The 26,255-nt window shown below is 60.8% G+C and carries 21 protein-coding genes and 6 tRNA genes; 8 read left to right on the top strand and 19 right to left on the bottom strand.

Annotation, left to right across the window (positions count from 1 at the left end):
- Positions 1-6: 6 nt before the first annotated feature.
- Both ACEE43_RS03930 and rpe read right to left on the bottom strand, forming a co-directional pair.
- A complete protein-coding gene (locus ACEE43_RS03930; RefSeq protein ID WP_449107398.1) occupies positions 7-801 on the bottom strand; it encodes a hypothetical protein in 795 nt (264 codons plus the stop codon).
- Positions 802-807: 6 nt separating this feature from the next.
- Entirely contained in the window at positions 808-1,473 is a 666-nt protein-coding gene (gene rpe, locus ACEE43_RS03935) for a ribulose-phosphate 3-epimerase (RefSeq protein ID WP_237204836.1), read from the bottom strand.
- Positions 1,474-1,642: 169 nt separating this feature from the next.
- On the opposite strand from rpe, the gene ACEE43_RS03940 reads away from it, so the two are divergent.
- The gene (locus ACEE43_RS03940) at positions 1,643-2,995 is read left to right on the top strand and encodes a Na+/H+ antiporter family protein (protein ID WP_449107397.1); all 1,353 of its coding nucleotides are present in this window, start codon (positions 1,643-1,645) and stop codon (positions 2,993-2,995) included.
- Between the two features lie 104 nt (positions 2,996-3,099).
- Here ACEE43_RS03940 and ACEE43_RS03945 read toward each other — a convergent pair whose 3' ends face one another.
- The 13 genes from ACEE43_RS03945 to ACEE43_RS04005 form a co-directional block, all read right to left on the bottom strand.
- The gene (locus ACEE43_RS03945) at positions 3,100-4,887 is read right to left on the bottom strand and encodes an RsmB/NOP family class I SAM-dependent RNA methyltransferase (RefSeq protein WP_449107406.1); all 1,788 of its coding nucleotides are present in this window, start codon (positions 4,885-4,887) and stop codon (positions 3,100-3,102) included.
- Positions 4,888-4,889: 2 nt separating this feature from the next.
- On the bottom strand, positions 4,890-5,816 hold the full coding sequence (gene fmt / locus ACEE43_RS03950; RefSeq protein WP_449107396.1) for a methionyl-tRNA formyltransferase: 927 nt from the start codon (positions 5,814-5,816) through the stop codon (positions 4,890-4,892).
- A gap of 36 nt (positions 5,817-5,852) precedes the next feature.
- A complete protein-coding gene (gene def / locus ACEE43_RS03955; RefSeq protein WP_449107395.1) occupies positions 5,853-6,485 on the bottom strand; it encodes a peptide deformylase in 633 nt (210 codons plus the stop codon).
- Positions 6,486-6,508: 23 nt separating this feature from the next.
- A complete protein-coding gene (locus ACEE43_RS03960; RefSeq protein WP_449107394.1) occupies positions 6,509-7,390 on the bottom strand; it encodes a cytochrome in 882 nt (293 codons plus the stop codon).
- A gap of 127 nt (positions 7,391-7,517) precedes the next feature.
- Positions 7,518-8,738 carry a CapA family protein gene (locus ACEE43_RS03965; RefSeq protein ID WP_449107393.1) on the bottom strand — a complete coding sequence of 407 codons (1,221 nt, stop codon included), beginning with the start codon at positions 8,736-8,738 and terminating at the stop codon, positions 7,518-7,520.
- A gap of 162 nt (positions 8,739-8,900) precedes the next feature.
- Positions 8,901-9,683, bottom strand: a complete 783-nt coding sequence (locus ACEE43_RS03970; protein WP_449107392.1) for an MOSC N-terminal beta barrel domain-containing protein — start codon at positions 9,681-9,683, stop codon at positions 8,901-8,903.
- Positions 9,684-9,764: 81 nt separating this feature from the next.
- Positions 9,765-9,836, bottom strand: a tRNA-Val gene (locus tag ACEE43_RS03975).
- 1 nt (position 9,837) lies between these two features.
- Positions 9,838-9,911 (bottom strand) — tRNA-Cys (locus ACEE43_RS03980).
- A 49-nt stretch (positions 9,912-9,960) separates the two neighbouring features.
- A tRNA-Gly gene (locus tag ACEE43_RS03985) sits at positions 9,961-10,033 on the bottom strand.
- Positions 10,034-10,082: 49 nt separating this feature from the next.
- Positions 10,083-11,747 (bottom strand): ABC-F family ATP-binding cassette domain-containing protein, encoded by a 1,665-nt coding sequence (locus ACEE43_RS03990; RefSeq protein WP_449107391.1) that lies wholly within the window; start codon positions 11,745-11,747, stop codon positions 10,083-10,085.
- 207 nt (positions 11,748-11,954) lie between these two features.
- A tRNA-Gly gene (locus tag ACEE43_RS03995) sits at positions 11,955-12,030 on the bottom strand.
- Positions 12,031-12,063: 33 nt separating this feature from the next.
- Positions 12,064-12,135: transfer RNA gene (locus ACEE43_RS04000), tRNA-Val, on the bottom strand.
- Positions 12,136-12,159: 24 nt separating this feature from the next.
- Positions 12,160-12,232: transfer RNA gene (locus ACEE43_RS04005), tRNA-Gly, on the bottom strand.
- Between the two features lie 229 nt (positions 12,233-12,461).
- On the opposite strand from ACEE43_RS04005, the gene ACEE43_RS04010 reads away from it, so the two are divergent.
- Positions 12,462-13,031, top strand: a complete 570-nt coding sequence (locus ACEE43_RS04010) for a GNAT family N-acetyltransferase (protein WP_237236219.1) — start codon at positions 12,462-12,464, stop codon at positions 13,029-13,031.
- 179 nt (positions 13,032-13,210) lie between these two features.
- On the opposite strand, the gene zapE is transcribed toward ACEE43_RS04010, so the two are convergent.
- Positions 13,211-14,272, bottom strand: coding sequence for a cell division protein ZapE (zapE, locus tag ACEE43_RS04015; protein ID WP_449107390.1), 1,062 nt, complete (start codon positions 14,270-14,272; stop codon positions 13,211-13,213).
- A gap of 233 nt (positions 14,273-14,505) precedes the next feature.
- Between zapE and ybaK the strand changes: the two genes are divergently transcribed.
- Positions 14,506-15,000, top strand: coding sequence for a Cys-tRNA(Pro) deacylase (gene ybaK, locus ACEE43_RS04020; RefSeq protein ID WP_185173059.1), 495 nt, complete (start codon positions 14,506-14,508; stop codon positions 14,998-15,000).
- On the opposite strand, the gene ACEE43_RS04025 is transcribed toward ybaK, so the two are convergent.
- Positions 14,938-16,266, bottom strand: coding sequence for an alpha/beta hydrolase family protein (locus ACEE43_RS04025; RefSeq protein ID WP_449107389.1), 1,329 nt, complete (start codon positions 16,264-16,266; stop codon positions 14,938-14,940). The two genes, ybaK and ACEE43_RS04025, sit on opposite strands and share 63 nt — an antisense overlap.
- A gap of 83 nt (positions 16,267-16,349) precedes the next feature.
- Between ACEE43_RS04025 and msrB the strand changes: the two genes are divergently transcribed.
- The 3 genes from msrB (at position 16,350) to ACEE43_RS04040 (ending at position 18,656) form a co-directional block, all read left to right on the top strand.
- The gene (msrB, locus tag ACEE43_RS04030; protein ID WP_449107388.1) at positions 16,350-16,772 is read left to right on the top strand and encodes a peptide-methionine (R)-S-oxide reductase MsrB; all 423 of its coding nucleotides are present in this window, start codon (positions 16,350-16,352) and stop codon (positions 16,770-16,772) included.
- 105 nt (positions 16,773-16,877) lie between these two features.
- Positions 16,878-18,149 (top strand): HRDC domain-containing protein, encoded by a 1,272-nt coding sequence (locus ACEE43_RS04035; protein WP_449107387.1) that lies wholly within the window; start codon positions 16,878-16,880, stop codon positions 18,147-18,149.
- 9 nt (positions 18,150-18,158) lie between these two features.
- A complete protein-coding gene (locus tag ACEE43_RS04040; protein ID WP_449107386.1) occupies positions 18,159-18,656 on the top strand; it encodes a Rieske (2Fe-2S) protein in 498 nt (165 codons plus the stop codon).
- 156 nt (positions 18,657-18,812) lie between these two features.
- Here ACEE43_RS04040 and dxs read toward each other — a convergent pair whose 3' ends face one another.
- A complete protein-coding gene (gene dxs, locus ACEE43_RS04045) occupies positions 18,813-20,789 on the bottom strand; it encodes a 1-deoxy-D-xylulose-5-phosphate synthase (RefSeq protein ID WP_449107385.1) in 1,977 nt (658 codons plus the stop codon).
- Between the two features lie 326 nt (positions 20,790-21,115).
- Between dxs and ACEE43_RS04050 the strand changes: the two genes are divergently transcribed.
- On the top strand, positions 21,116-22,648 hold the full coding sequence (locus ACEE43_RS04050; protein ID WP_449107384.1) for an alanine/glycine:cation symporter family protein: 1,533 nt from the start codon (positions 21,116-21,118) through the stop codon (positions 22,646-22,648).
- Positions 22,649-22,727: 79 nt separating this feature from the next.
- Positions 22,728-23,351 carry a mismatch-specific DNA-glycosylase gene (locus tag ACEE43_RS04055; protein WP_449107383.1) on the top strand — a complete coding sequence of 208 codons (624 nt, stop codon included), beginning with the start codon at positions 22,728-22,730 and terminating at the stop codon, positions 23,349-23,351.
- A gap of 202 nt (positions 23,352-23,553) precedes the next feature.
- Here ACEE43_RS04055 and acnA read toward each other — a convergent pair whose 3' ends face one another.
- The gene (gene acnA / locus ACEE43_RS04060) at positions 23,554-26,238 is read right to left on the bottom strand and encodes an aconitate hydratase AcnA (protein WP_449107382.1); all 2,685 of its coding nucleotides are present in this window, start codon (positions 26,236-26,238) and stop codon (positions 23,554-23,556) included.
- Between the last annotated feature and the right edge of the window lie 17 nt (positions 26,239-26,255).

A 26,255-nucleotide genomic window follows, 5' to 3' on the forward strand; every position in this document is an offset into this window, starting at 1 on the left:
GGCTCACTAGCTGCCGCGGAGCCGGTTCAGCAGCTCCTTCACAAAGGCCTCGTTATCGGTATCCCCAGCGGCGGCGTAGTGCTGCGCCGACCGCTCCAAGTAGCCCTGGGCGGCGTCCGCGTCCCCTTCTTGAGCTGTGACCAGGGCAAGCAGCTGGTAGGTCTCGGCGAGAAAAGCCTGGTCGCCCAGCTCCTCAGCAAGATCAAGAGCTTCAGTGAGCAGGGGGCGGGCAGCGTCCGTATCCCCCACCGCCAGCAACCCTTGAGCCTGGGCATTGCGCACGTGCATGAGTTGCACCGTGTGATTGCCCGCGGCGTACAGCCCGTACGCCTGGGCCAGATAGCCCTGGGCACCAGCTTCATCCTGGGCCTGCCGGGCAAGCCCAGCCAGAGCCACCAGGTTATGGGCCTGACCCTCGGCATTCCCCTGAGCTTCATAGCCGCGCAGCCCCTGGGCGTACCAGGTCTTGGAGCGCTCAAAGTCGCCCAGTTCAGCATGCAGGGAACCCACCTCGGTGGCGAAGTCGGGCAACTGCTCGGCATCAGGTTTAGCATCGGCCAGCAGGGCGTGGGCACGGGTGACTTCTGTGAGAGCTGGCGCGAGATTCCCCAGGTCGCGGTTGACCTCGCTCAAAATTTTCAGGGCAAGAATCTGCCCGAAGACTTCACCAGCACTCTCAAAACCACCGGCGGCGGCCTGCAGAGCGGGCAGGGCGTCGGCCAATTGCCCGGCAGCGATGAGCTCCTGGGCACGGGCCAGCTCGCGGTCGGCTTCTTCAAGGGGAGTAAGGTTCTGGGTCATGGCATCCTAGTGGGTATGGGCGGACGCGGCAGCCCGGCGCAGGCCCGCGATAGCGGCTTCGAGGTCGTCCGCACCGTAGACAGATGAACCGGCAACAAAGCAGGTGGCACCAGCCTCGGCCGCCCGCACAATTGTTTCTTCGGTGATACCACCGTCAACCTGCAGAATCACCTCAGCCCCTGAGCTCTCAATGGCGGCGGCCGCCCGCTTAATCTTGGGAAGGGTGACGTCAAGGAAGGCCTGGCCGCCGAAGCCCGGTTCAACGGTCATAATCAGGAGCATGTCGAGTTCACTGAGCATATCCATGTAGGGTTCAACGCCGGTGGCAGGGCGCAGGGCCATGCCCGCCTTAGCACCGCTTTCACGCAGGGTGCGGGCCAGTTTGATGGGAGCGATAGCGGCCTCGGCGTGGAAGGTCACCGACTCGCAACCAACCTCAGCGTAGGCAGGGGCCCAACGGTCAGCGTCCTCAATCATCAGGTGTACGTCAAAGGGAATGGGCGAGACCTCTTTGAGGCGCTTCACGACCGGCAGCCCCCAGGTCAAATTGGGAACGAAGTGGCCATCCATCACATCAATGTGGGCGGCGTCAGCGGTCGAGATAGCGGTGAGCTCCTCCCCCAGCCGGGAGAAGTCAGCGCTCAAAATGGAAGGGTTAATCAGGCAGGTCATGGGGGTCCTTTCGTTGCCGGTCTTATACCCATCGTAGTGCCGAGAAGGCACAGGGCACAGAAAGCAAGGCCCGTCACAGTCCAACTGGTGGTTTTGAGGGCTAGCGAATAGGCCGGGCAGACTAAACTTTGTACGGTCTTTTACATACTTATTCAAAGGTTTGGATTATATGAACTCGGTTCTGCTTGCGGTCCTGGTCATGCTCGTCCTCTCCGCAGCACGCGTACACGTCGTCCTGGCGCTCTTCATCGGAGCTCTCGTGGGTGGTCTTCTCGGCGGGCTCGGACTGGACGGCACCATGGTCGCCTACCAGGAGGGGCTCTCCGGCGGCGCTATGCTGGCGCTCTCCTACGCCCTGCTCGGTGCTTTCGCCATGGCGGTTTCAAGCTCGGGCCTGCCCCAGCTCATCGCCAACGGCATCATTGCCAAGGTCGGCTCAGAAAGCTCAGAGACCAACCATCGCATCGAATTTACCGTCAAGTGGCTACTGCTGGCCGGTATTCTGGCCATGTCGATTATGTCGCAGAACCTGATTCCCGTTCATATCGCCTTCATCCCGCTGATTATTCCGCCCCTGCTGGCTGTCTTTAACCGCCTGAAGCTAGACCGCAGGCTCATTGCCTGTGTGCTCACCTTCGGCTTGGTCACCACCTACATGTACGTGCCCGTAGGCTTCGGCGCGATCTTCCTCAACGATATTCTGCTGGGCAACATCAAACTAGCCGGTATGGATACCAGCGGCATTAACGTCATGACCGCCATGGCTATCCCCGCCCTGGGCATGGTCGTTGGCCTGCTGATTGCGGTCTTCTTCAGCTACCGCAAGCCCCGCACCTACCAGACCATTGAGCTGGCGCCCACTGAAACCGTGACCACCGAGGTCAAGAAGTTCAACGTGGTCGTTGCGATCATCGCTATTGTTGCAACCTTCGTGGTTCAGGTAGTCATGCAGTCCATGGGTACCGAGGCCAACTCCCTGCTGGTCGGTGCTCTGGTCGGTCTGACCATCTTCATGGTCACCGGCGCGGTCAAGTGGAAGGAGGCCGACGACGTCTTTACCGCCGGTATGCGCATGATGGCCCTGATTGGCTTCATCATGATTTCAGCCCAGGGTTTCGCTGCGGTCATGGATGCCACCGGCGACGTTGACCCCCTGGTGACCACCGTGGCTGACCTCTTTGCGGGCAACAAGGCAGCAGCTGCCATGGCCATGCTGGTGGTGGGCCTAATTGTGACGATGGGTATCGGCTCGTCCTTCTCTACCCTGCCCATCATCACCACCATCTACGTGCCCCTCTGCCTGGCCCTGGGCTTCTCACCCCTGGCTACGGTTTCCATTATCGGTACCGCAGGTGCCCTGGGCGACGCGGGCTCCCCCGCTTCTGACTCTACGCTGGGCCCCACCGCAGGTCTGAATGTGGACGGCCAGCACGACCACATCCGCGATTCGGTGATTCCCACCTTCATCCACTACAACATCCCCCTGCTGATTGCAGGTTGGGTAGCGGCGATGGTTCTCTAGTCGTCCTGTGTCCTAAGGGGACCGCAAAACTTAAAAAGGACCGCGTGTTTTGCGGTCCTTTTTAGGTTTTGCGGTCCCCTTGTGTTCAGTGAAAGCTCAGGAGCCTAGTTCTTGCGGAAGAGGGCGAAGAACATGGCGTCGGTGCCGTGGATGTGCGGCCAGAGCTGGGCGGTCGTAGCACCCTCAGCTAGGGTCGCGCCCTTGGGGGCCTCCGGGGTGAAAGCCGGGTCCAGTTCCCCGGCAAGGACGGACGCCCCCGCCTCATCTGTACGGGCAACGGCCCGCAGGGCAGCACCGGAGTCCAGCAGGGTTACATCGACCTTGCGCAGAATATCGTGAACAATACTCTGGGTTTCAGCCGTGTGGGGTGAGCAGGTTACATAGGCAATCAGGCCGCCGGGGCGGGTAACTGATGCTGCTGCCTTAAACAGGTCGAGTTGCAGGGGCAGCAGTTCAGCGATGTCGCGGGGGCTCTTGCGCCAGCGGGCTTCGGGGCGGCGGCGCAGGGCGCCCAGACCGGAGCAAGGCACATCGACCATCACGCGGTCAAAGCGCACATCGCTGGGCATTCCCTCTGGCAGGTTGGTACCCGCAGCGACGGTGCGCTCAATCTGGCGGCCGTCACCGGCCACTACCGAGTAGAAGGCGGACGGCAGCGGGGCCAGGGAGCGGCGCACCAGCTCGGCCCGGTGCTCGGCAGCTTCATTGGCTAACAGGCGGGCCCCGCGCTGGGCGCCCAGGGCACCGAGCAGGGCAGCCTTACCGCCGGGGCCGGCGCAGAGGTCAAGCCAGTTGCTGTCGCTGCCCTCAAGGGGGGCGTCAGCCAGGGCGCGGGCAACCAGCTGGGAGCCGGCGTCCTGGGCTCGCACAACCCCCTCCCGCACCGATTCAAGGCGGGCAAGGTCGCCTGCCGAGTAGAGGGCGGAGCCCTCGACCAGAGGACCGTCCTCGGCACCGGCGGCGCGGGCTTCGTGCAGGGTTCCCAGGCCAGGCAGGGCAACCAGGTTGACCACGGGTGAGGCATTATCGGCATCCAGTAGGGCCTCAACCTCACCGGGGTTACGGCCGTGAGCAGCCAGAGCCTGGCGGAAGGAGCGCACCACCCAGGCAGGGTGAGACTTCTCAAGGGCCAGGCGGGTGAGCTCGTCGGGGGCTTCTTCGGCGATGAGGGCGTACCAGTCTTCGGGGGTTCGCTCAGAGACCCTGCGCAGTACCGCGTTCACAAAGTTAGCCGGGCCGGTGCCAATCTCGGCGCGGGCCAGGGCAACCGTCTGGTTGAGGGCGGCGTGGTCGGGCACGCGCATGGCCACCAGCTGGTGGACGCCCAGGCGCAGCACCAGCAGAATCTTGGTACCGATTTTCTCCACCGGGCGGTCAACGCAGTGAGCCAAGATCGCATCGTAGGTGCCCTGGTTGCGCAGGGTGCCGTAGGTCAGCTCGGTGGCAAAGCCAGCGTCGCGGGCATCAAGCCGGGCAGAACGAATCGCCTTGGGCAGCACCAGGTTCGCGTAGGAGTCGTCCAGGGCAACAGCGCTCAGCACCTCAAAGGCCACGGCGCGGGCCCTATCTGCTGTGCGGGCGCGCTGTGAGGGGGCGGACGCCGAAAACGCCCGGTCCTTGACCGCCTTGCGGTTGCGCTCGTGCCCCTTAGCATTACGACGAGTCTCTCCCCCGCCGCCGCGCTTGGCCTGGGGTTCGCCACCGGGGTTGCGGTTACCGCGCGAGCCACGGGGGTTCGGAGTGCCCCCGGCCTGCCCCTGCTGGGTGCGGTCATCGCGCTTGCGGGCCCCGCTACGGCCCTGGCCAGCCCGGTTAGCACCGGATCGGTTAGCCCCCGCCCGGCCCTTGCCGCCGTTTGAGCGTCCGCCTGCTCCGCGTCCACCTGCGTTCATGCTCATGCCAGCACCACTTTCCCTTCTGCCAGGGCCGAGCCCTGACCGCGCGCCCAGTCGGCGGCGTTCATCATTTTCTTGCCTGCAGGTTGCACCTGGGTCAGTTCTAGAGCACCGTCGGCGCAGGTGACGGCCACCTTTTTACCGGCCCAGAAGAGGGTTCCGGGCTCTCCCACAGGCTGCGCCTGGCTGGTCTTGGCCATGCCGAGTTTGAAGCGGGCCCCGTCGAGTTCTGCCCAGGCCCCGGGTTCGGGGGTCACACCGCGCAGCTGGGCAATAATATCAGCGCAGGAACGGGCAAAATCCACCTTGCCATCTGCAATGGTGAGCTTAGCTGCGTGGGTAGCTTCCCCGGCCTGGGGGGTGCCGGTAGCACCGGCGGCAATATCGTCAAAGGTAGCAGCCAGCAGGGCGCCGCCGGTCGAAGCCAGGCGGTTGAGCATATCCCCGGCAGTATCGAGTTCCCCCACCGTGGCCGATTCGGACCGGAAAACCGGGCCGGTATCGAGACCGGCATCAATACGGAAGGTGTTGGAGAAAATCTCGGTCTCCCCCGCCATTAGGGCCCGCTGCACAGGAGCTGCCCCGCGCCAGGCAGGTAGCTGCGAGAAGTGCAGGTTAATCCAGCCCTGGGGCAGCAGGTCGAGGGCGCTCTGCGGCAGCAGGACGCCAAAGGCCACCACCGCCGCAATATCGGCACCCAGCTGCGCAACGGCGTCCGCAACCTCATCGGACCAGCGGTTAGCCTTGATGATAGGCAGGCCCAGCTCCTGGGCGCGGGCTGCCACCGGGGACGGGGTCAACACCCGTTTGCGCCCCACGGGGGCGTCCTCGCGGGTGAGCACCCCCACCACCTCATAGCCCGCCTCAAGCAGGCCGTTCAGAGGCGCGACGGCGACCTCCGGGGTACCGGCGTAGAGAACCTTCATGCTTACCTTTCCACTTAAACTTAAGAACCAGCAGGTTTAGATACCAAAAGCGCCGGGCTTTTTGGCGGCAGGTTGCTGGGCCCCGCCGGTCGGGCTAGCCACACCGAAGGAACCGCCCAGGGCACCAAAGCCCGATGACGTCTTGGCAGCTCGTTCACCCTGAACAGCGGCGGCTACCTGGTTGTAGTCGGCCTGGCGAATCTTGCGCCAGATATTTTTCTTGTCTTCGCCCTCAACCCGGTCGATGAACATGGTGCCGTAGAGGTGGTCGGTTTCGTGCTGTAGCATGCGGGCAAAGAGGCCCTCACCCTCGTAGACCACCGGCTCGCCCTTGCAGTTCACGCCGGTCACGCGAGCCCAGTTCTTGCGCGGAGTGGCAGCCGACAGGCCCGGTACCGACAGGCAGCCCTCGCCGCCCTCCTGGGGCTCGTCCCCCACCTCAAGCACGGGGTTAATGATGTGCCCCTCGCGACCATCAATGTTGCCGAAGGTGAAGATACGCTTGGAGATACCCACCTGGGGCCCAGCTAGACCTACTCCCTCAACGTCGTACATGGTTTCGAGCATGTCAGCCACCAGTTTTTCCAGGTCGGCGTCAAATACGGTGATGTCGTCGCACTCGGTGCGTAGCACGGGGTCGCCTACAGTGCGAATGGGCAGAATAGTCATGCTTCTCTTTCTCGTCGGTGAGGTTAGGACGCCGCTGCGTCGGGTAAATCTGTACCGGCAGCAATCGGGGGCGGCACCACCGGCATGAGGGAATCTTCGGGGGTTTCTGAGAGGTCGCGGTTGAGATCCCAGACCCGTTTGAGGGCGCAGAACTTGTACCAGTTGCGCTCTAGCACCTGGGGGTTGGCCTGCTGGGGTACCACCTGGGTCTCACCCAGGGCCACGCCCATCAAAATGCTTGCGCCCCCGTGCTTCCAGGGTTCCCAGGTGCCGTGCTCGGCGTCGATGAGGGCTTCTTCAGCCTTAACACCGGCAACCAACTGCATGACGACCTTATCGTCGAGCGGCTTCACCCGCCCCTTCCGGTCGGTTCCCTTGGTCTTGTAATCAATGATGCAGGTGTGCCCGGCTATCTCGGCTACCAGGTCGAGGGTGCCCGCGTAACCAACCGTCTCGTTCCAAATGGTGACTTCGGTAGCCAGGGGCTTGGGCCGGTAGAGTTCCCACCACTCATCGAAGCGGTCGGCGTAGGCCTGCTCGCCGTGGGCAATGAGGTTCTCCCGGTAACCCTCGACTTCGTGGGGCAGCCCCATGGCGCGCAGGGCAACCTGCTCTGCATAGTTGTGCACGCGGTCCCCCCGCGCCGCCGCTGCGTCGCGGTAGCGCTCCGAGGCGGCTGCGGCGTCCCGAATCACCGCGAACTTAAGCCCGGCTGAGCTAGTGGCCCGGTAGGACCGCTGATCTTCGAGGGCGGCCTTGGCCGCCATATAGCCGTGCCAGCCCGAGAGGTCGTTCGCTTGCTGCCCAATGACCGTAGTGATAGATGGAACCAGTAGCTCCCCGCCAACCGCGCGCGCGTACATGCGACCGTGGTCGGTTGCTGACGCTAGCATGGGTGTGGTCACGCGGCCGTCCTGACGTCGGGGAAAAATCGAAAAAACGCCCAGCCTTCTCAGCTCTATTTGGCGCTCTATCGATTATACGCGTCTGCTCTGCCAAGTACGAGAGGGCCGATAGGTTAGACCGCTTACCCTAGCTCCATTGGCGAGCGCCAGCCTCAGCCGCCCCCATGGACTCAACAATCTGCTGAACACGGGCGTTGGACTGCTGGGCGTAGGTTTCGTCAACGCAGTCACTAGCGGGGCGGCTGGGTGAAGTGATGCAGTAGCGGTAGGACGGGGAATCAACCATGGTGCTAGAGACCCAGCGCAGGTCGCGCACCTGCCAGGTGCCGTCCTCCCCTCGCTCAAAAATAGGGTTAACCATGATGCCTTCGTTATTGGCTACGTAGGAGGGTGAGAGTTCGGTGAGGTTGTTCCCCATGCCGTAGACAATCCAGGTGTCCTTGTAGTGCTCGATGGGCTGGACGGCGTGGGCGTGCTGGCCCACAATCAGGTCAAACTGCCCTGAATCAACGAGAGCATGCGCCACCTCGACCTGCTGCTCGGAGGGTTCATGCACGTACTCATCACCGGCGTGCATATTGGCAATAACCAGGTCAGCCCCCTCCTCCCGAGCACGGGTTGCCTTGGCAATCATGGCTTGGGGGTCGAGCATATCAACCTGCCAGGAGTGTTCAGGCACATTTCCATTAAGCCCGTAGGTGCCGGTAATCATGGCTACCTTCGCACCGTTGGCAGTAGTGAAGATATCGGGTTGTTCAGCTTCTTCTTCGGTCAGCGAGGTGCCAGTAACACCCATACCTGCTGCCTCAACCGCACGGTAGGTACGCTCTAGCCCCTCAGTACCCTGGTCGAACGAATGGTTAGAGGCCGTCATGCAGACATCCCACCCGGTTTCAGCGGCAGCGGTCAGAATCTGGGGCGGCACATTGAAGTTGGGGTAGCCAGAAAAGGGGCCGTCTTCGGTGGCAACCGCTGTTTCCATCTGGCAGACCGCTAGGTCTGCGCGATCCAGGTAGGGCTTCTGCTCGCTGATGAGGGGCCTAAAATCTAATCCGGTGGCCCCGGCTGCGGCTGCATCAGCTTCAGCCTGATCCCAGAGCATGTTGTGCATGAGAAAATCACCGGTGAAGAGCAGGGAGACGCAGTCTGCCTCGCCGCAGGCTCCACCTGCTGCCGACGTAGTCAGGGTACCCGATTCGCTCGTCTGCCCCGCTTCCCCGGGGGCTACCTGCCCTTGCTCACTCTGCGGGCTGGTGGCGTCCGCCCCGCTACTTTCCGTAGTCTGCGAGCTACAGCCTGCCAGGGCCAGGGCGCTTAGGGAGAGGAAGGCAAAGAGGCGACGATGCACGGTGGGGTCCTTTCAGCGGGTTGTTACCAACACCACCCTACCCAAAAGTGCCCTAAGGCACAGATTGTTACCAGGTGTCCACACCGGCCAGAGCGTAGGTTGATTCCCCGCCCTGCAACTCAATGGACGTTTCTGTAGCACCATGCAGCTCATTGGGTAGGGTCAGACAGATGTGAGACTCGCGTATATACCCATCGTTGGTTCACCGCGCTGATTTCTGGGCCGGTAGGAGGCCAAGAGCTTGAGAAGTCTGGCTGTGCGCTGACCGGTTTCTGGCTGGTAGTCAATCACAGCGCATCTGCCGATACCTTCGCCGGCAACCAGCTGCAGATCGTGCAGCTCAGCCGGCAGGCCGCATCCTGCCTGGAGGGTCAGCGTTGTCCCCTGCCACCTATCTTCGATGTAGGGCGTTGAGGTCTCGACCACCAGGTTGCAGCGCAATCTGGCAGCTAACTCGTCCGCGGTCGGAGGGCTCTCGGGGTTGAGCCGCGCGGCTATGTCGTCCAAGGTCGCACTGCCGACAAGTGATAGGGCGCCGTCGTAGACCAGGTTCTGCCGAGGAGCAAAAGCCAGGGCCACGGGCTTGCCCAGGTAGGTGCTCAGGGCATCATTGACCCGGTGCTTGTAGACCGCAAGCTGTTTCTCGGCACCCCAGGAAGTGAAGGTGCAGGTGGCAGCTTCGTTGAGGGCAGGGACGGTGTAGCTGCCTGCACCGGGCATGTGCAGGGTGAGGTCTGTCTTTCCGTCGCGGGCGGTCAGATCGGTGGTAATTCCCATCAGGGTCGGGTGGGCAACGGTGCGGAGCACTGTGCGGTCAGCGGGTGAGACGAGGGCCCAGCGGCGATTGAAGGTAGGGCCGGACGCGCTGAACTCGGCTGTAATGCGTGCCTGATGGCGGGCACCTTTGAGGGGGCTATAGCCGAAGTGGGTAACGGTCAGGTGCATGGTTCTAGTCTTGCACAGCATGTTCTGATGATACGGGGTAAGCAAAAGGCTCCCTAGCCGAAGCCGGGGAGCCTTTCTTTGTGCGCGATACTGGGATCGAACCAGTGACCCCTTCCATGTCAAGGAAGTGCGCTACCGCTGCGCCAATCGCGCGTGGAGGTGAGGACGGGATTCGAACCCGCGTACACGGTTTTGCAGACCGTTGCCTAACCACTCGACCACCCCACCACACGCTCAGACCGTGGTCTGAGTTGCGAAAACGAGTTGTTTTCGAGAGAGCGGTTGACGAGACTTGAACTCGCGACATCCACCTTGGCAAGGTGGTGCTCTACCAACTGAGCTACAACCGCAACTCGAATAACTATACACAAGGGTAGGTGGTCTTTCAACCTGGCGAGACTATTGCAGGTGCACTTCTTGCCAGTCACTTACCTTGGAAAGAAGGTACCTGTCATGAGTTGCGACAACAACACCCGACTGGGTTCCCCTGAGATGGGGTATAAGTTGGTCGAGCAGGGTCATTGATAGGTGGTTGGTCGGCTCATCGAGCAGCAGGACGTGAGGACGTTGAGCTATAGTGACTGCCAGGTGGAGTCTCCTTTGCTGGCCAGCGGAAAGCTGCCCAACACGGGTGGTACGCGCTTCGGTGGCCAGTAAACCCAGGCTTTCTAGAGTCGGTGTGTCCGAATACTCCGCGTAGGTACCTGTTTGAATGAGGCTCTGCCGATACACATCTTCTGGGGTTAGCTCTGGGTTCCACTGGGGCACCTCTTGCGACAACAGGGCTATCTTCACCTCAGGAGCTACGGTCACACTGCCGCTTGTGGGGGACAGCTCCCCTGCCAGCATGGAAATCAAAGTTGATTTACCGGTCCCGTTTCCACCGGTCACCACGATTTTTTGCCCGGACCTTAGCGATAAGCTAACGCCATGGGCACTGCGCCCCAGATATGCGATATCGCTAGCTTCAAGCAGTAGCTTTTCTTTCTCAATTCGCACCTCTGGATACTGCAGAATACTCGGGGGCTCAGGAACTTCAATGCGATAGCTTTCCAGCTCGTTAAGACGTTGCTTGAACGCTTTGACATGATTAGCAGCTCGCGTAGCTCGCTGATGCTTTCCCGTCCCCTTGGGCGGCCGCCACCCTGTGTGCAACCTAGCCCCTGCCTCTTCAACCGCCTGTTTCAGTTCTTCTGTGCGGTTGATGTGGTCTTGATAGGTTTTCTCCCACGCAATACGGTCTTTTCGTTTTCCCTTCTGCCATCCTTTGTAGCCACCAGAGTAGACCTGGGGCACCCCTTGTAATGACGGGTCAAGATCGCAGAAAGTCTGCGCAACGTCAACCAGGAGTTGCCGGTCATGGCTGACGACCGCAAATCCGCTCTTTAGCTCCTTCAGGGACTGAGTCAGGAATTCAATCGACTCTCTATCTAAATGATTAGTTGGCTCATCGAGTAGAAGTACATCTGCCCCTGCGCCGAGAAGCACAGCAAGCCTCACCCTGTACCTTTGGCCCACCGACAGGGTGCTAAGGTTTCGGGATCGGTCTGTACACGCTTTTAGTCCGTGGAGCGCTTGATCGATTTTTCTGTCAATATCCCATGCTTCCAGTGCACTAGCTTTTTCTAGCGCTTGAGCGTAGGCAGCCTCTGCACCCGCATGCCCAAGCGCGAGTAATTCTGATGCCCTGTCGAGGTCTGCAAGTGCTGCGTGTGCATGCTGAGTGGATAGTTTGATGAGCTCGCCTACAGTTTGATGGTCAGTCAATGCCATATCCTGCCCAACAAAAGCGATTGTCCCCTGAGATGCCACTTCACCCAGGTCGGGGTTTTCTAGGCCTGACAGTATTTTGAGCAGGGTGCTTTTCCCTGTACCGTTCTCTCCAACGACCGCCATCTTGGTATGTGCCGATATTGTCAGGTTTAAATCTGAGAACAGTAATTTTCCGCCTCTAGTGGCGGAGATGTTTTCTGCCTTGATGTGTGCAGTGGCGGATGTTCCGCTCTGGTGAGTAACAAAGCCTAATGTTTGAGGTTCTTCGGGGTGACGTTTGTTGTTTCGCATATTCTCTCTAGTCCGTTGAGGGTACGACTATGTACCCGTTCATCTGGGGTGATGGAACGGCGGCTGAAGAGATTGAACCCTAGGTGTAAGCCGCCTTTAGCGGCGGGTCCAGGGCTTAGCGATAGCTGCTGCGAAATACATGGTGAACACTCTATCAAGTGGTAGATATCGATGCAAAAGCCCCGGCTCTTAGAACCGGGGCTTACGTGGAGCGGTTGACGAGACTTGAACTCGCGACATCCACCTTGGCAAGGTGGTGCTCTACCAACTGAGCTACAACCGCATATGCAATTATTTGCAATGGATTTTCATCCAGTGCGCGATACTGGGATCGAACCAGTGACCCCTTCCATGTCAAGGAAGTGCGCTACCGCTGCGCCAATCGCGCTAGACACTCGCGAGGAGTGTTGCGAGCGGTTGACGAGACTTGAACTCGCGACATCCACCTTGGCAAGGTGGTGCTCTACCAACTGAGCTACAACCGCATTGTGTTTCAATTCCTTTGGGGAACCGAACCAACGAGTAAATACTTTACACACTTTTCTGGCTCCTGCCAAATCAACACGCACCTTCGCGTAAACCCTTTTTTGCCGCGTGTTTTCGCGGTTTTTACCGCCGCAACCCCGCCCAGTTCAAAATTTTTCTTCTATGCCCTGCGACACATCTTTGAGCGCGTACACTGTAAAAAACATTTCTATTCATCGTGGAGTTTTCATGCACCCCCAGCTTCTCACCGAACGTTTTACCCTGCGCCCCTTGCGTGAGGCCGATGCAGCGGCGATGGCTCAGGCTTGCCAGGACCCGGACATTATTCGTTTTTGCCTATCCGTGCCCCTGAACTATACGGAAGAGACTGCCCGCGATTTCGTTGCCTACACCCATCAGGCAAGCGAGAGTGGGCATGAGCTGGTCTGGGGCATCGACGCGAGCGGGGTTTTCGCAGGTGTAGTGAGTCTCTTTAACATCACGGGTTCTTCGGCTGAGGTCGGCTACTGGTTAGCACCGGGTAGCCGTGGTCAGGGCTTACTGACCGAGGCGCTAGGCATGATGGTGGGCTTTGCCCTGGACCCCCAGGGGCTTGGCCTTGATCGGGTGAGTTGGAAGGCGCTTGCTGATAACGATGCCTCTGAGCGGGTGGCTCGCAGGGTTGGATTTACCGATTTCCGTACGTTAGTGAAAAGCGAACCGGGCCGCCCGCTTGAGGACGGTTCCACTCCCCTGCTTGATATGCGCGCCGCTGAGCTGACGCGCGACCGCTGGGCACAGCTGGGCTTCCCCGGCTAGGGCGGTTTTTACGCAAGGACGCCGGGGCGCACTTACCTGCTGCAGGCAGGCTGGTGTGCCCCGGCGTCCTGGTTTCACGCCGCCGTTTCGTCGAGCATGCCTTCACGCGCCAGGGCGGTCAGGCGAGACGGAGTGAGCGGGTGCGAGCGCGCGAGCACTCAAGAGCGAACGGAGTGGTTTCACGCCGCCGTTTCGTCTAGCATGCCTTCACGCGCCAGGGCTGTAAGGCGTGAAACCGCGCGGAAGTACTTTTTCTGGTAGCCGCCGGTCATCATTTCTTCGGTGAAGACCCGGTCGAAGGGGACGCCGGAGGCGATGATGGGGAGGTCTTTGTCGTAGAGGCGGTCGGCGAGGACGACGAAGCGCAGGGCTACTGCTTGTTGGGTGATGGTGGTGACGTTGCGCCAGGCGATGGCGTCGAGGCCGTCGATGAATTGGCGGTAGCGGGAGGGGTGGACGCGGGAGAGGTGGTCGATGAGGGCTTCGAAGTCGTCGATGGCGACGGTGTTGAGGGAGCCGAAGCGGTTTTCAACGAGGGCGTCGAATTCAGTCTCTGCTACGGGTGCGGGGGCGGCGGGTAGGCCGCGGTGACGGAAGTCTTCGCCGTCGACGCGCAACACGTCGAACTGGTCGGCGAGTACCTGGATTTCGCGTTTGAAGTCGGCTGCGGCGAAGCGGCCTTCGCCGAGGGCGCCGGGCAGGGTGTTGGAGGTGGCGACGAGTTTGACGCCTGCTTCGGCGAGTTCGCGCATGAGGCGGGACATGAGTACGGTGTCGCCGGGGTCGTCGAGTTCGAATTCGTCGATGCAGACCAGTTTGTAGTGTGAGAGGGCTTCGACGGTTTTGCGGAAGGTCAGGGCTCCGACCAGGTTGGTGTATTCGACGAAGGTGCCGAAGGCTTTGGGGCCTTCGACCATGTGCCAGAGGGAGGCGAGCAGGTGGGTTTTACCCACGCCGAAGCCGCCGTCGAGGTAGAGGCCGGCTTTGGTGTCGTCCTTCTTTTTGCCGCCCCCGAAGAGTTTGCCGAAGAAGCCGCCGCCGCTGGTTGATCCGCCGCGGTTGATGGTTTCGCCGAAGGCGCGCAGGGCGTCGACTGCTGCCTGCTGGGAGGGCTGGGCAGGGTCGGGGCGGTAGGTATTGAAAGACACTTCACCGAAGCGTTCTGAGGGCCTGAACCCTGAGAGGAGTTCGTCGGCTGAGACGTGGGGGGTGCGGTCGGTGAGGTGGGTGTAAGTTGCCACGTGTGGTCTTTCCCTTGGGCGCGACGGTGCGCTGGTGATTCGTACACCCACAGTCTAGTAGCTGGTGGGCAGGTTGCCCAATGTTGCGGTGGGGTTAGTGCGGGGCTGACTCTAAGCCGGTTGGCTTGTTCACAGATTTGCTGGTCAGCCCCTGGGCGGACGCCGGTGGGCGGCTTCTCGTTTTAGGCTGGTAGGTGCATACCTATTGACGTGAGTGAAAGGGAAGAGAAACGGTGGCGAAGGCGAAGAAGAAGGGGGCGGCTACGGCTGCTCTGGCTCTGTTGCAGCAGACCGGTACCGCTTTTGAGGTGCGCGAGTATGAGCATGTGGACGGTGAAACCAACTTTGGTCTGGAGGCTGCCGAAAAGCTGGGCCGCTCCCCCGAGCAGGTTTTTAAGACCCTGATGATTACCCACGAGAAGGATTTTGCGGTCTGTGTGGTGCCGGTGGGTGGCAAGCTGAATGTGAAGGCTGCTGCGGCTGCGCTGGGTTGGAAGTCTGCGAAGATGGCTGCCCCTGATGTGGCGGAGAAGCGCACCGGGTATGTGGTGGGCGGTATTTCTCCCCTGGGGCAGAAGACGGCTCACCCTACCCTGGTGGACGAAACTGCCCAGCTTTTTGACACGATTTTGGTGTCGGGAGGGCGGCGCGGCCTGGATGTGGAGCTAGCTGCCGATGACCTGGTTGCGCTGACGCAGGGGGCTTACGCCGATATTGCGGCTGCTTAGCCAGCCGGTGACGGTATCGAACCAGAGCTGGGGGTCTACGTTCCACTCCCTGGTGTGGGGGGCCTTGTCGAAGGGTACAAAGTCCACTAGGGGCGATAGCTCTGCCAGAGCCTGTGAGGGCTGGTAGGGCACATAAGTGTCATCGACCGAGTGCATGATCAGGGTGGGCACAGTGATGTCGCTTGCCCGGTGAGGCCAGGAAATCTGCTGCAGGCTGATGGGTTCTTTCAGGCCGGTGAGGGTGCTGAGGGCGGGATGGGTGATCATCTGTACACCCAGCTGACCGATGCGCAGCGGGATCTTGTTCAGGTGCGTGTGGTACTGGATGAGCTCAAGCCAGTCCAGGGCAGGGCCGTCCAGCACCAGGGCTTGAATAGCCCGGCGGTTACGGGCCAGGTCGGCGGTCTGCATGCAGATTGACCCGCCCATAGACCACCCAAAGAGCACTACGCTGCGAGCGCCGTGGGCCAGGGCGTAGTCGATGGCGACTTCGACGTCCCGCCATTCGGTGAAGCCTAGACCGTATCGGCCGTCTTCGCTGGCGGGTGCTTCGCGGTCGTTGCGGTAGCTCATGTGCAGGCTGGTGAGGCCCAGGGCCTGGGTGGCGTCGAGGGCGCGCAGGGTTTCGGCGCGGGTTGCTCCCATGCCGTGCACCATGATGGCCCAGGTGTCGCTCGGTTCAGGGGTACCGGGTTCGTCAGTTGCTTGGCCTTCCGTTGTTTGCTCGCCCAGTGCCGCCCCGGGGTGTACGACCCAGGCAGGGGCGGGGCCTACCGGCAGGGACAGCTCAATATCTTCAGCCCGATAGCCGGCCATAGCGGGGTCGGTGGCAACCACGCCGGTCAGGCGTCCGCGCTTAATACCTGCGATATCGCCCCGGTAAATTTTTTCGATACTCCGTACCACCGTGTTTTCTGCGGGCAGGTAAGAGATGACCTCTCCCAGTAGGGCAAAGCCCGCCCCACCCGAGAAGTAAAAGCCGTAGTGGCCGGGGGCTGTTGTGCGTTCAGTGGCGTCGATACGGATGCTGGTGGGAGGCTGTTCTTCGCTCATCTCAACGCTGCTGTACCCCACCGAGTGCACGCGGACGTCCTCCACCGGGGCCTTGGGGGGAACCACAATTTTGCGGGCGAAGTGGGTGGCAACCCCAGCGGTACCCAGGGCAGCAGCGAAGGCCAGGGTTGCGCCGGCGGCCCCTGCGGCACCAGCCACGGTGGCCAGGGTGAGAGTACGAGCTGAGGTGGTAGATTCGTGCGTGCTAGCCATGGTGCCTAGTTTACGGGAATAAGCCTGGCCAGCGCCCGCTTATACTGGTGAAGAAATACCGCGGTTAAGAAAGTGAGCACGCCATGAGTGATGCACTCCCCGGCCTTGGGGCTATCGCCAAGAACTGGAAAGAGGTCCTTAAGCCCGACGAGTACGCCGTACTGCGCCAGGGCGGTACTGAGCGGGCCTTTACCGGCGAATATTGGGACACCACCACCGAGGGCGTCTATGCCTGCCGGGCCTGTGGCACAGAACTGTTCCGGTCCACCGAGAAGTTTGAGAGCCACTGCGGCTGGCCTTCTTTCTTTGAGCCACTGGCCGCTGACCGGGTGCGCTACATCGAGGACCGTTCCTTGGGCATGGTGCGCGTTGAGGTGCGCTGCGCTGCCTGCGATTCGCACCTGGGCCATGTTTTTGAAGGGGAAGGCTATAACACCCCCACCGATCTGCGCTACTGCATTAACTCCATCAGCCTGACCCTGCACGAGAAGCCGGTAGCTGAGTAGGTTCTCTGCCCGGGGGGGTATGGGTGAGCGGACAACGCTCACCCCGGTAGGGCTGGGCAAAACCTGGCATAATGGGGAGGTAGTTTTCCACCGGGAGGGAGTTTTATGGTGGCGCAACCTGTAGGGGGAACAGGTTCTCAGTTTGATTTACCCGAGGGGATTAATATCCCCGATGTGGTCTACCTCGATGAGCCTGAGGGAGGCACCCCGAGCGTCATTAATACCGAGCGGGGCTTACACCGCGTAGCTAAAATTCTGGCGGCAGAAAGCGGGCCCGTGGCGGTTGATACCGAGCGCGCATCTGGTATTCGCTATGGTCAGCGGGCTTTTTTAGTGCAGCTCAAGCGAGGTAATTCCGGGGTGATTCTGATTGATCCCGAGAGCTTTGATGACCTCACCCTGATTAACGACGCCCTGGCCGGGGCCGAGTGGGTGCTCCACGCTGCGACCCAGGATTTGCCCTGCCTGGCTGACCTTGGCATGTACCCCGATGCTCTCTTTGATACGGAGCTGGGCGGACGCCTGGCCGGGTTTGAGCGCGTTGGTTTGGGCTTCATGGTGGAAAACCTGCTGGGCTACAAGCTGGCCAAGGAGCACTCGGCGGTGGACTGGTCCCACCGCCCGCTTCCCGCAGCCTGGCTCAACTACGCTGCCCTCGACGTTGACATTCTGCTTGATCTGCGCGATGCGGTGGAAGATGAGCTGCGGGCCCAGGGCAAGCTGGCCTACGCGCTTGAGGAGTTCCGCTACGTGTGTGAGCACCCTGAGCGTGATGAGAAGCCCGACCCCTGGCGCAAGACTAAGGGCATTCGCGATTTGAAGACCCGCCGCCAGCTCACCGCCCTGCGGAACCTCTGGTACGAGCGTGAGCACCTGGCGCAGAAGAAGGACGTTGCCCCCAAGCGCCTGCTGCCCGACGCCTCCTTGATTACTGCTGCCCGGCTGATGCCGCGCACCGTCCCGGCTATTTTGCAGATTCCCGGCTTTCAAACCCGCGCTCTCAAACGGGAGGCTCCGCGCTGGCTGAAGGCCCTGGCGGACGCGAAGAAGGAGGCGGAGCCCGTCCCCTTCACGACCCCGGCGTCCGGCCCCCCGCCGCTGAAGGCGTGGGAGGTCAAGCGCCCCGAGTCTGCCCTGCTCATTGCTGAGGCAAAACCTGCGGTACTCGCTGTGGGCGAGCGCCTAAACATGCCGCAGGAGAACGTCCTTGCCCCCGATGTGCTGCGCCGCCTGTGCTGGGACCCGCCTGCCGGGTCGTCCGTTGAGGAACTTAGGGTAGCCCTGCTTGAACTTGGGGCACGCCAGTGGCAGATTGAACTTATAGCCCCTGACCTGGCTGATGTTTTTGCCCGGGTTAGACATTCATCTACAAAGTAAGGTTCAACTATGTGCACTACCTGTGGTTGTCAGAAGGAAAACAAGGACGCTCCCGCCCCCGCTGAGCAGGTCGAGGCCGGTGAGCGCGGGCTCACCCGCCGCCAGGCGGTAGCGGGAACTGCGGGTTTGGGCGCCGGTGCCGCGCTGCTGACTGCCTGCGGGTCTTCTGGCGAGTCTGAGAGCCTGACCGCCAACGACGGCCGCCCGGCGCAGGCCACCGACATGGCTGCGGTTGAGGACGTCCCCGTAGGCGGCGTCATCCAGGCCAACAACGACGGGGTGACCGTGATGATTACCCAGCCGACCGAGGGCACCTTCCACGCTTTCTCTTCGGTCTGCACCCACCAGGGCTGCCAGCTGAACGCGCAGAAAGAAAAGACCATGGCCTGCCCCTGCCACGCCTCAGTATTCTCACTGGAGGACGGCTCGGTCCAAGGCGGCCCGGCAGAAACCGCCCTGCCCGAGTTCACGGTGGAGGTCAAGGACGGAAGGATCTGGGTTTCCTAAGCTAAAAGGTTGGGGTTCGCAGGCTCACACTCGCTGTCGACCCTCTCGCTGGTTCGCTGACGCTCACAAGCGATTCACGCCAGCCCCGAGCCAACAGCTTCGCTGTGAGCCTGCGCCCCTCCCTTTTAAGCAAACCCCGACATAATTCACGAGTGATTAGCTAGTGTGCTTCGGCTTCTCCCCTTCGGTGCGGGCGAAGGGCACCATGTTCCCGGCGAGCTGCGCGAGAATATCGGCGCTAATTTTCTGGGGAGTAAGCCCGACTTCTTCGAGGATTTCGCCGCGTTCGGCGTGCTTGATGAATTCGGCGGGTAGGCCGAGTTCGTTGAGGGCGGTATCGATTCCAGCTGCTCGCATTTCTTGGCGGATGCGGGAGCCTACGCCGCCGGCCCGCACGCCGTCCTCCATGGAAACGACGATGCGGTGTTCACCGGCGAGGGTTACTACGCTGGCGGGTACGGGCATGACCCAGCGGGGGTCGATGACGGTTACGCTCACGCCCTGCTCCGCGAGTAGGTCTGCGGTGTCGAGGGCGAGACGGGCAAAGGCGCCGACTCCGATGAGGAGCACGTCGCGCTGACCGCTTTCAGGGTTGGGTTCGCCGTGGCGGGCGAGGACGTCCGTGCCGTCTGCAAGACGCTCAAGTGCGGGGATGTCGGCGCCCACTGAGCCCTTGGGGTAGCGCACCACGGTGGGGGCGTCCTCGATGGCGACGGCTTCGCGGAGTTCTTCGCGCAAGGTTACAGCGTCGCGGGGGGCAGCTAGGTGCAGGCCGGGGATGAACTGCAGCAGGGCAAGGTCCCACATGCCGTGGTGGGAGGCTCCATCGGGGCCGGTGACGCCGGATCGGTCCAGCACGATGGTTACGCCGGCCTTGTGCAGGGCAACGTCCATGAGCAGCTGGTCGAAGCCGCGGTTGAGGAAGGTCGCGTAGAGGGCGATCACGGGGTGCTGGCCGCCGTAGGCCAGGCCCGCGCTCATAGCGATAGCGTGCTGTTCGGCGATACCCACGTCGATGACGCGGTCGGGGTGGGCGGCAGCCATAGGCTTGAGGCCAACAGGAATCAGCATGGCGCCGGTGACGCCCACGATGTCCTCTCGTTCATCGGCAATATCTTTGATTTCCTGGGCAAAAACACTGGTCCAGGATTTTCCGGACGACTTAGCAAGGGCCTCACCGGTATCAGGGTCGATGACGCCGACGGCGTGGAACATATCGTCCTTATCGCTGACGGCAGGCGCATAGCCGTGACCCTTTTCGGTGATGGCGTGCACAATAACGGGGCCGCCAAAGTTTTTGGCGGATTCAAGAGCGGTTTCTACAGCTTCCAGGTCGTGCCCGTTGATGGGGCCCACATACTTCATGCCCAGGTCTTCAAAGATGCCGCCGGGCACCATGACGTCCTTAATACCGGCCTTCATGCCGTGCAGACCGCGATAGATCATCTGCCCCACAGAACCACCGTTTTGTAGCTTGGTGCGGGCAGCAGCCAGGGTGCGCTCATAGCGGGAGTCCAGGCGAACCTTATCTACCTTATTTTGCAGTTCGTGCTGCAGGGCAGCGAGGTGGTTGGCGAAACCGCCGATGGTAGGAGCATAGGAGCGGCCGTTGTCGTTGACCACAATGACGACCTTGCGGTTCTTATCTGCTGCAATGTTATTGACAGCTTCCCAGGCCATGCCGCCGGTCAGCGCACCGTCACCGATGACGGCGACGGTGTAGCGGTCCTTCTGACCGGTGAGCTGATAGGCCCGGGAAATACCGTCTGCCCAGGAAAGGGACGAGGACGCGTGCGAGGACTCGACAATGTCGTGGTCAGATTCTGCGCGCTCGGGGTAGCCAGCAATACCTCCCTTTTGACGCAGGGTCTCAAAGTTTTGACGGCCGGTGACCAGCTTGTGAACGTAGGACTGGTGGCCGGTATCAAAGACGATGGAGTCCTGAGGGGAGTTAAAAACCCGGTGGATTCCCAGGGTTAGTTCCACAACACCCAGGTTAGGGCCCAGGTGCCCGCCGGTCCGCGAGACATTAGCAACGAGGAAGTCACGAATCTCTTGGGCGAGCTCGGTGAGCTGTTCAGGGCTCAAAGCGTTCAGGTCGCTAGGCTCACCAATAGTTTTCAGTAGTCCCACGATTACTCCCCCGTTCACCGGCCAGCTTCGCCCCAACGTCCTTGTAGCTGTGGGCGGCGGTAGCCGGTCAAAAGTCTAGTGTGTTGCAATTAAGTAACTTTACCCGTTCAGTGCAGGTTTAGCGATTCATAGTGTGAGCAGAAAAGTAGCGCTTGTGTTTCGGTTAGGTTTCCTTACGCGTGGCGCTTTTCAAATGTATATACGAGCCGCTAATATCAGTGTTCAACAGCTCACACTGTGCATCAGCACACAGTTATAGGTCACAGTGGCGCTGAATCATTACCAGGCTAGTTCCCCCACTAGCCCCGCACGAATGGATCTCTTCTATGACCGCAGCAATCGATTGGGCGAACAGCATTATCTGGTCACCCGTTCTGGTATATCTTTGCCTGGCTGTTGGCGTGTACTTCACCATCCGCACCCGCCTGCTCCAGATACGTCAGATTCCCACCATGATTCGCGCAACCTTCAAGGGCGAATCATCAAAGGACGGCGTCTCGTCCTTCCAGGCCTTGGCCATGTCACTCGCCGGCCGCGTAGGTACCGGTAATATCGCAGGTGTAGCCACCGCTATCGCTTTCGGCGGCCCCGGTGCAGTTTTCTGGATGTGGACCGTGGCCTTCCTGGGCTCCTCCACCTCCTTCATCGAGTCCACCCTGGGCCAGATTTACAAGGAACGCGATAAGGTCACCGGCGAATACCGTGGTGGCCCGGCCTACTACTTCGAAAAGGCCTACCGCCACACCAAGTACTCCGGGCTTTTCAAGGTGTACGCCTCCATCTTCGCTTTTGCCACGGTCCTGGCCTGCGGCTTCTTCCTGCCCGGCGTTCAGGCTAACGGTATTGCTACCTCCATGCAGGGGGCCTTCCCCGCTGTTCACCCCTGGATGACTGCCACCGGTATCACCATCCTGCTGGCCTTCATCGTCGTAGGTGGCGTCAAGCGTATCGCAACCTTTGCCTCAGTTGTTGTTCCCTTCATGGCCATCATCTACATTGTGCTGGCCATGATCGTTGCCTTTGTCAACATCAATATGCTGGGTGAGGTTATTAACCTGATTTTCTCATCAGCTTTTGGTCTGCACGCCACCTTCGGCGCCATCATCGGCACCGCCGTTGAATGGGGCGTCAAGCGCGGTATCTACTCCAACGAAGCTGGCCAGGGCACCGGCCCCCACGCTGCTGCAGCCGCTGAGGTTAAGCACCCTGCAGCCCAGGGCTTCGTGCAGGCTATGGCTGTCTACATCGACACCCTCTTCGTCTGCTCCGCTACTGCCTTCCTGATTCTTTCAACCGGCATGTACCGCGTCTATGAGGGCGGCTCAGCCGATACCCCGGTCCTGGCAGAAGGCTCGGGTAACCTAGCCGAAGGCGCCACCGTTGGTCCGGCATTTGCACAGTCCGCCTTCGATACTCTGATTCCCGGTGCAGGCCCTATCTTCATTGCGGTTTCACTGGGCTTCTTCGCCTTCACCACCATCGTGGCCTACTACTACATGGCAGAAACCAACCTGCGTTACCTGACCCGTAACCTGCAGAACAAGACCCTGGGCAATGCCCTGTTGCGTTTGCTGCAGCTGCTGATTCTGACCGCAACCGTTATTGGCTGCGTCAGCACCGCAGGTGCCGCCTGGGCCCTTGGCGATATCGGCGTAGGTCTGATGGCCTGGCTGAACATCGTGGGTATTCTGGTCATTCAGAAGCCCGCTCTACAGGTACTCAAGGACTACGAGCAGCAGAAGAAGCAGGGCCTTGACCCCATGTTCGACCCCCGACCCCTCGGCATCAAGAACGCTGATTTCTGGGAGACCTACTACGATGTAAAGACCGGTGCTATCCCGGTTCAAGACATCAAGTAAGACGAACTAGGCTTTAGCTACTCTAGCGCCCCGCACAGTCAACGATTGTGCGGGGCGTTTGTACGTGTAGGGTAAGGGCATGAGCACTCTTCACCCCTCACCTCTAGGCGACCAGCGCCCTACTCGAGAGCAACTCCAGAACTTTGTCAACGGAACCCTAGATGACAGATTGCCCGTAGCTGGCACTCCCCTCCGTCTGCTGATTGTGGGCATCAATCCCGGGCTGTGGACGTCCGCCGTCAACGCCCCCTTTGCCTTTCCCGGTAACCGCTTTTGGCCGTCGCTGGATCGCGCCGGAATCGTCACTCCTAGGGTGGACGCTTCACGCGGCTTGAGCGACGAGGTAGAGGAACAGCTAGCCCACCTGGGAATTGGTATCACCAATCTGGTTGACCGGGCAACAGCAAGAGCCGACGAGCTCACCTCCCAGGAACTGCAGGACGCCCTCCCCCGGCTGATCGAACTCACCCACACCTATAGCCCCCAGGCTGTAGCCATTGCTGGCATAACAGCCTTCCGCACGGCCTTTGGTGACAGGAAGGCTCAGTTGGGGCAGCAGGAAACCTCCCAGATCAAGGGGTGGAACCCGGTGAGCCAGCTCTGGGTCGTGCCTCAGCCTAGTGGTTTGAACGCCCACGAAAATATTGATTCTCTAGCGGATAAGTGGCGGCAGGTCTGGAACTCCACTCAGCCGCTCACCTAGCCACCCCCGCCCCTGCCGCCGTCCCCGCCGCCACACACAAGGGACCAGATTCCTCCCGAAACCCTCAATGCCTACCGATACTTCGAACAGTTATCTGGTCCCAACTCTATAGAAAACAGACAAAAAAGGCCTGTGGCCCCCACTCGAAAGTGGGGGCCACAGGTCTTGAACCGGCAGGCGGTCTAGGGCTTAGGTCTAAAGCTTAGGAGCCGCGGACCAGGTTACGCAGAACGTACTGCAGGATGCCGCCGTTGCGGTAGTAGTCAGCTTCACCGGGGGTGTCGATGCGAACTACAGCATCGAACTCGGTAACCTTGCCGTCTTCAGCGGTGGCGGTGACCTTGAGGGTCTTGGGGGTGGTGCCCTCGTTCAGTTCGGTCAGGCCGGTGATATCGAAGGTTTCGGTACCGGTCAGGCCGAGTGACTCGTGGGACTCACCGGCGGGGAACTGCAGGGGCACAACGCCCATACCAATCAGGTTTGAACGGTGGATACGCTCGAAGGACTCAGCGATAACTGCCTTGACGCCCAGCAGGGTGGTGCCCTTAGCAGCCCAGTCACGGGATGAACCGGTGCCGTATTCCTTACCGCCCAGAACAACCAGCGGAATGCCAGCTGCCTGGTAGTTCATGGAGGCATCGTAGACGGTGGACTGCTCGCCGCCCTGGGTGAAGTCGCGGGTAAAGCCGCCTTCAACGCCGTCCAGAAGCTGGTTCTTGATGCGGATGTTGGCGAAGGTACCGCGAATCATGACCTCGTGGTTACCGCGGCGGGAGCCGTAGGAGTTGAAGTCCTTGCGTTCTACACCGTTTTCGATCAGGTACTTACCTGCGGGGGTGTCTGACTTGAAGGAACCAGCCGGTGAGATGTGGTCGGTGGTGACCGAGTCGCCCAGCTTGAGCAGCACACGGGCGCCCTTGATGTCCTCAACGGGGCTGGTTTCCATGGTCATGCCCTCGAAGTACGGGGGCTTACGCACGTAGGTGGACTTTTCGTCCCACTCGAAGGTGGAGCCGGTGGGGGTCTCCAGGGCCTGCCAGCGCTCGTCACCGTCGAAGATGGTGCCGTATTCCTTGTTGTACATCTCGGTGTCGAGGGACTCGTCGATGATCTTCTGGACTTCTTCGGGGTCGGGCCAGATGTCCTTGAGGTAGACCTCGTTGCCATCGGCGTCGGTGCCCAGGGAGTCCTTCTCGAAATCGAAGTCCATGGTACCGGCCAGGGCGTAGGCGATAACCAGCGGCGGTGAGGCCAGGTAGTTCATCTTAACGTCCGGTGAGATACGGCCTTCGAAGTTGCGGTTACCTGAGAGAACCGCGGTGACGGAGAGGTCTTCGCTCTGGATGGCTTCTGAAATCTCGGGTTCCAGGGGGCCGGAGTTACCGATGCAGGTGGCGCAACCGTAACCAACAACGTAGAAGCCCAGCTTCTCGAGGTCAGGCAGCAGGCCTGCCTTCTCGTAGTAGTCGGTGACGACCTTTGAGCCGGGGGCGATGGAGGTCTTGACCCAGGGCTTGGCGGTCAGGCCCTTGGCTGCGGCGTTGCGGGCGAGCACGCCTGCTGCCATCATGACCGAGGGGTTTGAGGTGTTGGTGCAGGAGGTAATCGAGGCGATGGACACTGCACCGTTCTTGAGCTCGAACTCGCGACCGTCTGCCATGGAGACCTGGGCTGACTTGTCGGTTTCGCCGTCCTTGGCGTAGTTCTTGATGTCTGATTCGAACTGGCTCTTGGACTCTGAGAGCAGGATGCGGTCCTGGGGACGCTTGGGGCCTGCGATGGAGGGAACCACGGTGGAGAGGTCCAGTTCCAGGTACTCGGAGTATTCGACGTCGACGGAGGGGTCGTGCCAGAGGCCCTGTTCCTTGGTGTAGGCCTCGACCAGGGCGACCTGCTCTTCACTACGGCCGGTCAGGCGCAGGTACTCGAGGGTCTTTTCATCGATGGGGAACATAGCGGCGGTGGAGCCAAATTCGGGGCTCATGTTACCGATAGTTGCACGGTTTGCCAGGGGCACCTGGCCTACGCCTTCGCCGTAGAATTCAACGAACTTGCCGACGACGCCGTGTTCGCGCAGCATTTCGGTGATGGTAAGGACGACATCGGTTGCGGTGGCACCGGAGGGGATGGAGCCGGTGAGCTTGAAGCCGACGACGCGGGGAATCAGCATGGAGACGGGCTGGCCGAGCATTGCTGCTTCAGCTTCGATGCCGCCAACGCCCCAGCCGAGCACGCCCAGACCGTTGACCATGGTGGTGTGGGAGTCGGTACCTACGACGGTGTCGGGGTAGGCGCGCAGTACGCCGCCGACTTCGCGGGCCATGATAGTGCGGGCCAGGTATTCAATGTTGACCTGGTGCACGATGCCCATGCCCGGGGGGACGACCTTGAAGTCGTCGAAGGCGGTCTGACCCCAGCGCAGGAACTTGTAGCGTTCACCGTTGCGCTGGTATTCGATGTCCATGTTGCGGGTGATAGCGTCGGCAGTGCCGAAGGTATCGATCTGCACGGAGTGGTCGATGACCAGTTCGGCAGGTGCCAGGGGGTTGATCTTGGAGGGGTCGCCGCCCAGTTCCTTCACGGCCTCGCGCATGGTGGCAAGGTCAACGACACAGGGTACGCCGGTGAAGTCCTGCATGATGACGCGGGCGGGGGTGAACTGGATTTCGGTGTCGGGTTCCGCTGAGGGATCCCAGTTGGCGAGTGCCTTGATGTGGCCTTCGGTGATGTTGGCACCGTCTTCGGTGCGCAGAAGGTTTTCGAGTAGAACCTTCAGGGAGTAAGGCAGCTTCTGTGAGCCTTCTACTGCCTTTAGACGGAAAATTTCATAGTCGGTTCCGTTGACGGAAAGTACGCCCTTTGAACCGAAGCTATCCACAGTGCTCATATGTGGGACTCCTCTCG

The organism is Rothia sp. 11254D007BW, assembly GCF_053548195.1.

Excerpts from the sequence above, each read along its gene's own strand:
- ACEE43_RS03930 (WP_449107398.1), bottom strand. The coding sequence starts at position 801 with ATGACCCAGAACCTTACTCCCCTTGAAGAAGCCGACCGCGAGCTGGCC.
- rpe (WP_237204836.1), bottom strand. The coding sequence starts at position 1,473 with ATGACCTGCCTGATTAACCCTTCCATTTTGAGCGCTGACTTCTCCCGG.
- ACEE43_RS03940 (WP_449107397.1), top strand. The coding sequence starts at position 1,643 with ATGAACTCGGTTCTGCTTGCGGTCCTGGTCATGCTCGTCCTCTCCGCA.
- ACEE43_RS03945 (WP_449107406.1), bottom strand. The coding sequence starts at position 4,887 with ATGAACGCAGGTGGACGCGGAGCAGGCGGACGCTCAAACGGCGGCAAG.
- fmt (WP_449107396.1), bottom strand. The coding sequence starts at position 5,816 with ATGAAGGTTCTCTACGCCGGTACCCCGGAGGTCGCCGTCGCGCCTCTG.
- def (WP_449107395.1), bottom strand. The coding sequence starts at position 6,485 with ATGACTATTCTGCCCATTCGCACTGTAGGCGACCCCGTGCTACGCACC.
- ACEE43_RS03970 (WP_449107392.1), bottom strand. The coding sequence starts at position 9,683 with ATGCACCTGACCGTTACCCACTTCGGCTATAGCCCCCTCAAAGGTGCC.
- ACEE43_RS03990 (WP_449107391.1), bottom strand. The coding sequence starts at position 11,747 with ATGCGAAACAACAAACGTCACCCCGAAGAACCTCAAACATTAGGCTTT.
- ACEE43_RS04010 (WP_237236219.1), top strand. The coding sequence starts at position 12,462 with ATGCACCCCCAGCTTCTCACCGAACGTTTTACCCTGCGCCCCTTGCGT.
- ACEE43_RS04025 (WP_449107389.1), bottom strand. The coding sequence starts at position 16,266 with ATGGCTAGCACGCACGAATCTACCACCTCAGCTCGTACTCTCACCCTG.
- msrB (WP_449107388.1), top strand. The coding sequence starts at position 16,350 with ATGAGTGATGCACTCCCCGGCCTTGGGGCTATCGCCAAGAACTGGAAA.
- ACEE43_RS04035 (WP_449107387.1), top strand. The coding sequence starts at position 16,878 with ATGGTGGCGCAACCTGTAGGGGGAACAGGTTCTCAGTTTGATTTACCC.
- ACEE43_RS04040 (WP_449107386.1), top strand. The coding sequence starts at position 18,159 with ATGTGCACTACCTGTGGTTGTCAGAAGGAAAACAAGGACGCTCCCGCC.
- ACEE43_RS04050 (WP_449107384.1), top strand. The coding sequence starts at position 21,116 with ATGACCGCAGCAATCGATTGGGCGAACAGCATTATCTGGTCACCCGTT.
- ACEE43_RS04055 (WP_449107383.1), top strand. The coding sequence starts at position 22,728 with ATGAGCACTCTTCACCCCTCACCTCTAGGCGACCAGCGCCCTACTCGA.
- acnA (WP_449107382.1), bottom strand. The coding sequence starts at position 26,238 with ATGAGCACTGTGGATAGCTTCGGTTCAAAGGGCGTACTTTCCGTCAAC.